Raw genomic sequence first — 9,788 nt, forward strand, 5'->3', positions numbered from 1 at the left:
TGTTGTTCGAGAGTTGATCAGGTCTTGGGCTGACGGGCACTATACCCGTGTCGCCTTTCATCCTTGCTCTCTTGAGACAAGGTTTTCATGCTCCAGTGCTGTTCGTATAATGGATAGCGTGTCCTGATATCTGAGAGTCGAGATGATGAACGCGATAACAGCCCCCCAACCTAACCTATACTCCCGGAGTAGTGGTCAGTCTGTTTCTAAGAGTTTAGGCAAGTTGCCAATGGTTTTAATGTTCGGATGTTTATTGGGACTGACACCGACTAAAGCGATCGCCCAAGAAGAAATTAACCCTATCCTAGAAGTAGGCGTAGTGCAGCAATTTGGTAAAACCCCCACAGATACCCTCGTCTTGCAAGCCAAACCTGGAGACCATCTCAGGCTGCGTTTTGCTACCCCCGAAGGTGAACAAGTCCTGCATACCCTCAGCGCCGTTATTCAGGTGGGAATGCAACCCCTTCCAGAACCCCAAGTTAACGAACGTCTGATTTTTAGCAGTCACCGCAGCTATGAAACCGCCGCACAGCAGGCTAACAAATGGCGAGAAATGGGCATCGAAGTTGAACTAGCGCAACCTGATGTATGGCAGGTTTGGGCTTCTCGGGAAACTTATTCAACTCCCCTGTTGCGCCGATGGTTACTAGAAAGCATAAAAGCCCAGGGCTATCAGCCTACTTTCACCAGCCAAGTAGCCAGAGAGAAACCCGTCCCCTATTGGGTGTTAGGTGGCTATCGTTACAACCGCCAAGAGTTAAAAATTGAAGCTCCCCAGAATGTCATTTCCGTAGGTAAGAAAAGAGATGACCCCCAGGCTTTAGTTTATGGAGGCAGTTTAAAACTCCAGCCAGATGCCTACGGAACCTATACCCTGGTTAACCATGTTCCCTTAGAAACCTATTTGCGGGGAGTTGTACCCCATGAAATGGGCGCATGGCCTCCCGCTGCTTCTATTGAAGCCCAGGCTATTTTAGCGCGTACCTATGTCTTGCGGAATCTGCATCGGTTTGAGGCGGACAATTATCAAATTTGTGCCAATACCGATTGTCAAGTATATAAGGGGTTAACGGAGGTTTACCCATCTACTGATAACGCTATTACTAACACCAGGGGCCTAGTGCTGACCTATGACGGGGAATTGGTCGATGCCGTGTATTTCTCGTCTAGTGGTGGCATTACTGCTAATTTTAATGATGTCTGGGATGGACCCAAGCCACCCTATCTCAGGTCAGTATTAGATACTACTCAAAATGTGTGGAACCTGGAAAGCTACAGCCTAGCTGATGAACAGAACTTCCGGCGGTTTATGAGTCTGAGGAAGGGTTTTAATGAAGAGGGTTGGAGTGATTTTCGCTGGCAATACCGAACAGATCTCAAGGCCATGACTAATCATCTGCAATTTTATCTCAAGCGTCGCAAAAGTCCCCTGGCAGATTTTAACACTATTCAACAGGTGAGGGTGGTGGAAAGGGCTCACTCTGGCCGGGTGTTGAAAATGGAGGTACAAACTGATAAGGGTGTTATCCCCATCCATAAGGATGAGGTCCAAAGTGCTTTTTGGCCTCCTATTAGTACCCTATTCTATATTGATCCGATTTATGGCCCTAACCAAACTCTGCAAGGCTATAATTTTGTGGGCGGCGGGTTTGGTCATGGTGTCGGTTTCAGCCAAATAGGATCGCATAAACTCGCCCGGTTGGGTTGGTCTAGCGATCGCATTTTGGAATTTTATTTTCCGGGGACTCAACTAGAACCCCTGAACAATTATTTAATCACTGGGCAGCAATCTCCATAAATCCTGGCTATAGGGGAAGGAAGAACAGATCCGCTGTAACCAAAATAACCTGTTCTCCCTTCTCTGACCAGGTTGGAGAAACTTAGTAGAGTCCTTCTTCTTGGTGAGTTTTGATTGTGCAGTCGGAGGTGGGATAGGCTACACAAGTCAAAACATACCCAGCTTCGATCTGATCATCATCTAAGAAAGACTGATCAGACTGGTCAATGGTACCACTGGTGATTGTACCAGCACAGGTGGAGCAAGCACCAGCACGGCAGGAGTAGGGCAGATCTAGTCCAGCTTCTTCGGCAGCATCGAGAATATATGTATCATCATCGCAATCGATGGTTTCGTTGATGCCTTCAGCTTCGTTAATCAGAGTGACTTTGTAAGTAGCCATTCAGTGTTCCTCTCTAAGTTCTCAAAAAAATCGATAAGAAAAACCTATATAAATCACAAGGGAATATTAGCCTAACTCCCTGTGGTCTCGGTTTTCTTCACTTTCTGATATTAAAGGAAAAACACGAGGTTGTAAAACCTTTCGCGGCCATATTATGAATGGTTTTTGTTATAAATTTTTCTAATTACATCCCAATTGCTTATATCTTATCTGGCCAGCCTATAGGGCCAGGTGGTTGCATAGTCGTCAGCATAAGGGATAATAATGGATGAGCTAGGGTTTTAAGCCTTAGTCATATCTCCCTAAAATATATCAGTCTGTAGATGACAGCCAGTAATTTTTCTAATACAATTTCTAACCCTTCCACTATTCGCGTCGGTTTGGTGGGAACTGGGTATGTTGCTAAGTCCCGCGCCCAAACCCTCAACTCTGATCCTCGATCGCATTTAGTGGCGGTTACCGGTCATAGTCCAGAAACTACAGCAGCCTTCTGTCAAGAGTTTAATGCGGAATTAGTCCCTAATTGGCTGGAATTGGTACAGCGAGACGATTTAGACCTGATTATGATTAGCACCATTAACCGCGATCATGGTGCGATCGCAAAAGCCGCCCTGGAAAATGATAAGCACGTGGTGGTTGAATATCCCCTTTGTCTCGATCCTCAAGAGGGTGAGGAGTTGCTCGCCTTGGCTTCAATGCGCCATAAACTCCTTCATGTGGAACATCTGGAACTTTTGGGAGGATTGCACAATTCTATTAAACCATCTTTAGAGGCGATCGGAACCATATTTTATGCCCGCTACAGCACTATTAACCCCCAACGTCCGGCTTATGATCGCTGGACCTACCAAAATTCTCTGTTTGGTTTTCCCTTGGTGGGGGCGCTTTCCCGTTTACATCGTTTGACTGACCTATTTGGTGCTGTGGCTTCTGTAAACGCCCAGAGTCGGTTTTGGAATGTCGATGGCGATCGTTATCGTTCCTGTTGGTGTCAGACTCAGTTACACTTTACCTGTGGGACCATTGGTGAGGTCGTCTACGGAAAAGGCGAAACCTTTTGGGAGTCCGAAAACCTTTTTACCCTTTATGGGGAAGCCGGAACTTTGATATTTACCCCAAAAGAGGGCAAATTACTACGGGGAGATACTCCTCAACCCATTGAAGTCGGAAGTCGTAGCGGTTTGTTTGCGCGGGATACTACTATGGTTCTCGATCACCTTTTTGACGGAACGCCTCTTTATGTTTCTGTCGCAGATAGTCTTTATACCCTGAAAGTAGCTGATGCGGCTAGACGGTCTGCTGAAACAGGCGAAACTGTGATTTTAACCCAGAGTTAATCTAATGGCATTGAACATCAGTGACAATTTCGGTATCACCACTAATAGTTGGGTAAGCTGATCATAATGTTCTAACAACATGATATTAAGATTAGCCCGCATTTGAGCCATTAGACGAAGAAGAGAGAGAAATGGTAATTTAGTCGCTGAAATCATGGCTGGGTTTGAACTGTGGTGGTTGGTTTATGCTTTGATCCTATTCACAGTTCATCCCTACCGCTACCGAAATTATGACACTGTTTTAATTGGGGTCCCTAGGAACTAAATTCCCCAATCTGCCATCTATGTAACTGCTTTAGTTCCTTAACCAAGGCAATGGATGATCAGCCAGTTGATTAATTGGCACAAATTCCCCATCCTTTCGCCTGTACTAGCTTCATTATATATTTAGGCGATCAACTTGGCAAATCTTGCCAAAATCATTTTTCGATGCCAGAATGGTTCCACTCACCTATTAACATGAATTAACTATCCTCAAACTATGTCCTCACCCTGGGAACGATGGATCGCGGTTAAAGTTATCATTAATCCAGATAATCCAGATCTGTTGGATGGTTTGGAATATTGGCTAGAATTAGGTTTAATTTCTCAAGAACAGGTTAAACAACTCTGTAAGCTGCATCTAAGTCAACCTCTACCCCTACCGCCACCTTCCCGCGTATATCATCCCCCTGTTAGGAAAGCTCAACCACCTATTATTAGGGAACCTCAAACTACTTTCACCGCCACATTACCGCCCAACATTACCCCCGTATTTACCCAATTATTACAGTCTTTCAAAGCTGAACTCAGTGTGCGTTGGCTGCTATTTTTAGGACTGTTTATGGTGGTGGTATCTTCCGGCGTACTGGCGGCGAGTCAGTGGGAAAGATTCCCCGCTTTTGCACAATATGGAGTATTACTAGCTTATACTTTGGCATTTTGGGTAGGTAGCCAATGGACGGAAAAACAGAATAACTTAACCTTGACTGCTGCTACTTTGCGTCAAGTTACCTTACTGTTAATTCCCCTCAATTTTTGGGCAATGGATGGCTTGGGATTATGGGGATATCCCCTAGGATGGATCACCATTGCGATCGCCACCTTCCTGCTATCCAGTACCACCATTAAACTCTATTCTACACCATCAGTTCCCCAGAAGCTACAACTCGCCAATTTATTACTTGTCAGTTCCCTTCACTGGGGGTGGAGTTGGTCAAACTTTCCCATAATTGCCATTTATTTAGCCGTAATTATCACCGCATCTATATCCTTCTATACTCGCCAAAAACTCAATCATCAACCCTTAGCTAATCGTGATATCGCGCTGTTAATTTATAGCCTAATTATTATCCTTAGTCGCGGCATCTTTGTCGCCGAACTCCCCCTTAATGGTTTAGGGTTGGCTGTAGGGATTTGTGGCTGGTTAATCTACTATTTTTCCTCACCTTTAATAAATCGTGGCGGCTACGGATTACTACTTTTAGGGTGGTTAATTTCTCTGATATCCTATCCTTGGCACGGTTTTCTAATTAGCGCTTTGGTAATTTCTATCTGGACTAAACACCTGCGAAACTCTTGGCGACGGCGGGATTTATTAGTAATCTTTACCATAGGATTACAGATGGTTTGGTTACTAGGACTCATGATTCCTAGTGGTATGAGACAAACTACTATTATCACTGCTGCTGAAATTACTAACAGCCAAAATTACCCTTGGTCACTACTTAGCTTAACCTGGTTTCCCTATCTGATTTTGATGCTGGCGGTTACTGAGTGGCTGTATCAAATACCTAAGCGTAAATTGGCATTATTTGGCGAGCAAATCGCATTATTATTAGGAGTCTTTTTAGCCTTGTTGGGGGTGATTAATCCTCTCACGCGATCGCTTAATTTAATCGCCTCAACTTTCACCTTAGCCGTAGTTACTAAACGCCGAAACTATCGCCCACCATTTCGAGTATATGTAACCCATATCACCGCTTTACTAGCTTTGGTGAGTAGCATCAACTGGCTAATTCCTACTCTTAACTATACCGAGTGGTCGATAATTTTATTGTCGCTAATGGTAGCAGAATTTGGCTTATATGTCGCCAGTCATCATTACTTTATATCTCGATATGATACCCCAGATCATAGTTGGGGAAAAAGTGGTTTTTATCTAGGTTTAGTCTTGGCGGGTTGTAGCTATCTCCTACTTAGCAATAGCATTGAACCTGTCAATTTAATCTGGTTAATCACACCTTTGGGCTTGACTTTTGTCGGGAAATATGGTAGCAATTCAAAACAAAAACAATCCGCTGAATTAGCCATTGTGACTACAGTAGTCGCGCAACTGTTGACAGTCGAAATACCTGTAATTCGGGCGATATCTTTAGGTATAAGCACCGTCATAATTGCCATTAACTCCTATTATATACGTCGGCTAATTGTAGCGGCGATCGCTGTAGGGTTTGGTCTCAGTTTCTTAACCGCTATCCTCTGGGAATTCCCGATAATTTCTAGCTTAGACTGGTTACTTATTAACGCCATAGTATTTAATAGTCTGTGGATATTACGGCATAATTTACTCAACCGGGAAGCCTCGTTATCCCAACTCTATAGACAAGCAGCAGACCTGTGGGGAACTTCACTGGCGGCGATACAGTTACTACTGCTCACCTTTCATTCTCTGTTAGTTTTTCAACAACAAAGACAACCGAGTTTATTCGCTGTCATAATCATCGCTTTAACTGTAGCAGCCATAGTATTTCGGACTCAGACAGCCACTCTGTCAACTCGCAGTTTTGATAATGGTATTTATGGAACATTTTGGGGGATACAATTACTCGTATCTGAAATCTTGGCATTTTTACCGCACTCTTTAATTCTGTTGGCGATCGCTAATACAGCTTTAGGAATTATTGTCCAAATAGGCGGTGATTTGTGGCACAAAAAACACCCAGATTTGAGTCTACCCAAATCCCTGCAAGTTATCCCTTTATTATATGGTATATTGGGAACAGTTCTGCGATTTAATGAAATAGCCGTATGGACTGGCTTAAATAGCCTGGGATTTGCCTTTATTTTAATAGGAGTAGGACGGCGACATTCTTCATTAAAACCCCTAGTTTATTTGGGAATAGTCGGAGTATCCGTCGCCACCGGAGAAATGTTATTCCAGCAAGTGAGTTCCCAACCCCTAGCTAATCAATTAGTCGCCTTCACCGTATTAACTACCAGCTTCGTCTATCTGTATCGGATCTTATCATCAACCTTAGCCAGATATTTGAACCTGGCGGCGGCAGAAATTAAAGCGATCGCTCATTGCCATTGGTTAATCGCTAGTGTATTATTAGTAATATCATCTTTTATGCCCGGAAATACTAGTGCATTAGTAGGGTTAGGAAGTGGCATCCTTCTCAGTCGTTATGCGATCGTACAGGGTCGCAGTCATCCCCACCAACAACCACAAGATATCTGGGTTTATTTGGGTTTATTGCAAGCCGTAGCCATCCTTTATTATATGATTGATGTCCTGGGATGGGGAAATATTCTGTTTCCTTGGATAGGTGCGATCGCTTCTCTAATTGCCTATTATTTCTATATATTCCCCTGGGAAAATTGGGGATGGTCACAGACACCCTGGCGACGGTCTGCCATCATTTTCCCAATAGGAGCTATAGCAATTATTCATAGTTTCATTAATCCCCCCCAACTACCCTCCTGGTATATAGCCACCGTCATCACCGCCATTTTCTATGTATTCCTAGCCGAATTAAGTCAAAATATTCGCTTTACTTACATTAGTATTTTTCTGCTCAATTGGGTAATCTTAAAAGCCATTCTCGCCAGTCCAGCAGATACTTATTTACTGTGGCTAATCACCCCTCCCGCTTTATCAATGTTATATATTATACAGGTGGAACCCTACTTAAAAGGTTCCCAACGCCGACCCCTTCGACACCTAATCCGCATCATCAGTATTAGCTTAATTTGCGTAATCTCCTTATTAGAAAGTCAATGGGTAGGAATTATTCCCGGTCTCATTAGTTTAATCGCCATTGGTGCTGGTTTAAGCCTAAAAACTCGTGCTTTTCTGTACATTGGTACAGCCACATTTGTTATTAATATTGTCAATCAATTAATCATTTTAAACTCAGTTTACTCCTTTTTAAAATGGATAGTAGTTTTGATCGGCGGATTAATTTTTATCTGGGGTGCCGCCAACTTTGAAACCCGCAGAGACCAAATTCTTAGCCTATTCCAAAACTCCCTTCAAGAATTAGACAGGTGGGAATAGCAGCCCTAGACCTGTGAGGATGAATTGAGAGGAAATACCAGCCCCTGCTGACCCAGAGCCGATTTTGTTAACTTTCTTAAAAAACCCCCCGAATTTACCCACCGAATGTTAAGAAACTTATCTAAAGTTAAACCTTAATTTCAATTTAGCAACTTTTGCATCCACCCTCTCAATCATGGTGCTACAGTGGCAGCCATTGGAATTTATCATTCTAAAGACTATGTATAAACCCGAATCAGAACGTGATCCGATTGGTGCAGCCGTGACCGCTGGCTTAGGGGCTGGAGTAGCCACATCTTTCGCTGTTAGTCAAGGTCAAAGTCCTTGGGTAGCCTTGGGAATTACCGCTTTTTCAGTGGTTGTAGCGATGTTATGCGATCGCGCAGGTTTGGTATAAGTGATATAATGGAAAGGGAAGCCGCAACTTAGGTTTTTTTGGGTTAAGTGTTTCCCATTCCTATATTTTCCTGAAGAATTATGATGGAATCCTATGCTTATCTGTACCTCGCCCTGAGTTACGAAAATCCTCAGCAACTCATTCTCAACAGAAAACTATCTACTCTAGCCTATCGGTGGCTTCTGTCTCTAGGGACAGTGCTGCTGATTCTGAGCATAACTCATGCAGCCCAGGCAGTTTTAGCTATTGGGGATTTCGGACCCGAAGTTACCCAAATTCAGAACCGCCTCAGAGCATTAGGATATTTAAGCGCTAACGCCACCGGATACTTTGGTGAGGAAACTCAAAACGCAGTTATTCGGTTCCAGCGCGATAACCGTTTAGTCCAAGATGGCATAGTAGGTCCTAATACCGTTGTGGCTTTGATCGCAACCAACCAGAACGCCATCAGTCGGCCTCTCAATACTATCCCAGTCAGCGATCGCCAATTAATCGGTTTAGGATTAGGAGACAGCGGACCCGGAGTTACCAGCCTCCAAAATCGCCTGCGAAATCTTGGTTTCTTCAACAACAACTCCACCGGATATTTTGGACCAATCACCCGGGATGCCGTCATTCGTTTTCAGCAAGCCAACTTAATTGCAGCCACAGGTCTAGTTACAGAAGACACCCTAGCCATTCTCAATCGCGGCACAGGTAGCCTCGCTGGAAATGTTAGCCTTGGTCCCGGTAGTTTTGGCCCTATAGTCGGCTTAGTACAACGAGAATTGCAACGACTCGGTTTTTTCCCAGGTCAAATTACCAATTTTTATGATGAGGTAACATTCCAAGCCGTTCGTAACTTTCAAATGGTGAACGGTCTCACCCCCACAGGCTTTATTGGACCCACTACCCAAAGCCTTCTCGCCAGTCAACAGGTGTTGGGTCATGGTGGTATCACTTCCAACCCTACCAATGTTTCCATGAACCAATCTAATCCCTCCTCAATTCTCCTGCTGGGAAGTCGGGGAGCAGATGTAATTGCACTTCAGCAGCGATTACAGCAATTAGGGTACTATACAGGGATGATTGATGGGGTTTTTGGTGAATCTACCCGCGTGGCTGTCCTTCGCTTCCAACGGGATAATGCCATCACCCAAACAGGTCAAGTGGGACCCACCACCCAATTCCATTTAGCTAGGGCTACTATCCAACGCCCCATCATACCCGCAGCTCCAGCCGGTCCAGGGTTCGTCGTCAGACCTGTGGCAACTAATCCTAATACATATATAGCAATGGGTAACGCCGGAGAAAATGTGCGGCGCATTCAAAGGCGGTTAAGGGAGTTAGGCTTCTATAATGGCCCGATTAATGGTTTTTTTGACGGCCAGACCCAAAATGCTGTAATTCAATTTCAGCAAGCCTATAATATCACTACCACCGGGATTGTTGGACCGACTACAGAGACCTACTTATTTAACGTCACTCGGCCTAGTTTTGGTCATATCAATCAGCACTGATTCATTTAAGCTGAACATTCCTGAACATTGATTGACAATGCTCGGACTGTAACTATAGCAATACCATCATTGCTGACAGTAAAGGAGGAATCCCTCAAAGCACGTAACATTATA

Annotated in this window: 6 protein-coding genes; 5 read left to right on the forward strand and 1 reads right to left on the reverse strand. The window is 44.1% G+C overall.

The window, feature by feature from the left end:
* Nucleotides 1-142: 142 nt before the first annotated feature.
* Nucleotides 143-1,798, forward strand: coding sequence for a SpoIID/LytB domain-containing protein (locus ACTIE0_RS20615; protein ID WP_006623256.1), 1,656 nt, complete (start codon nt 143-145; stop codon nt 1,796-1,798).
* 82 nt (nt 1,799-1,880) lie between these two features.
* Here the strand turns inward: ACTIE0_RS20615 and ACTIE0_RS20620 are convergent, their stop codons facing one another.
* Entirely contained in the window at nt 1,881-2,180 is a 300-nt protein-coding gene (locus tag ACTIE0_RS20620; RefSeq protein ID WP_006623255.1) for a ferredoxin, read from the reverse strand.
* Nucleotides 2,181-2,503: 323 nt separating this feature from the next.
* On the opposite strand from ACTIE0_RS20620, the gene ACTIE0_RS20625 reads away from it, so the two are divergent.
* From ACTIE0_RS20625 to ACTIE0_RS20640, 4 genes are all read left to right on the forward strand, one after another.
* Complete coding sequence (locus ACTIE0_RS20625; RefSeq protein WP_006623254.1) at nt 2,504-3,517, forward strand: Gfo/Idh/MocA family protein; 1,014 nt, start codon at nt 2,504-2,506, stop codon at nt 3,515-3,517.
* Nucleotides 3,518-3,998: 481 nt separating this feature from the next.
* A complete protein-coding gene (locus ACTIE0_RS20630) occupies nt 3,999-7,778 on the forward strand; it encodes a hypothetical protein (protein ID WP_006623252.1) in 3,780 nt (1,259 codons plus the stop codon).
* 220 nt (nt 7,779-7,998) lie between these two features.
* Nucleotides 7,999-8,175 carry a hypothetical protein gene (locus ACTIE0_RS20635; RefSeq protein ID WP_008054248.1) on the forward strand — a complete coding sequence of 59 codons (177 nt, stop codon included), beginning with the start codon at nt 7,999-8,001 and terminating at the stop codon, nt 8,173-8,175.
* Between the two features lie 80 nt (nt 8,176-8,255).
* Entirely contained in the window at nt 8,256-9,674 is a 1,419-nt protein-coding gene (locus ACTIE0_RS20640; protein WP_006623250.1) for a peptidoglycan-binding domain-containing protein, read from the forward strand.
* Nucleotides 9,675-9,788: the final 114 nt, after the last annotated feature.

The sequence above is a fragment of the Limnospira sp. genome, assembly GCF_051859755.1.
GTDB lineage: Bacteria > Cyanobacteriota > Cyanobacteriia > Cyanobacteriales > Microcoleaceae > Limnospira > Limnospira fusiformis.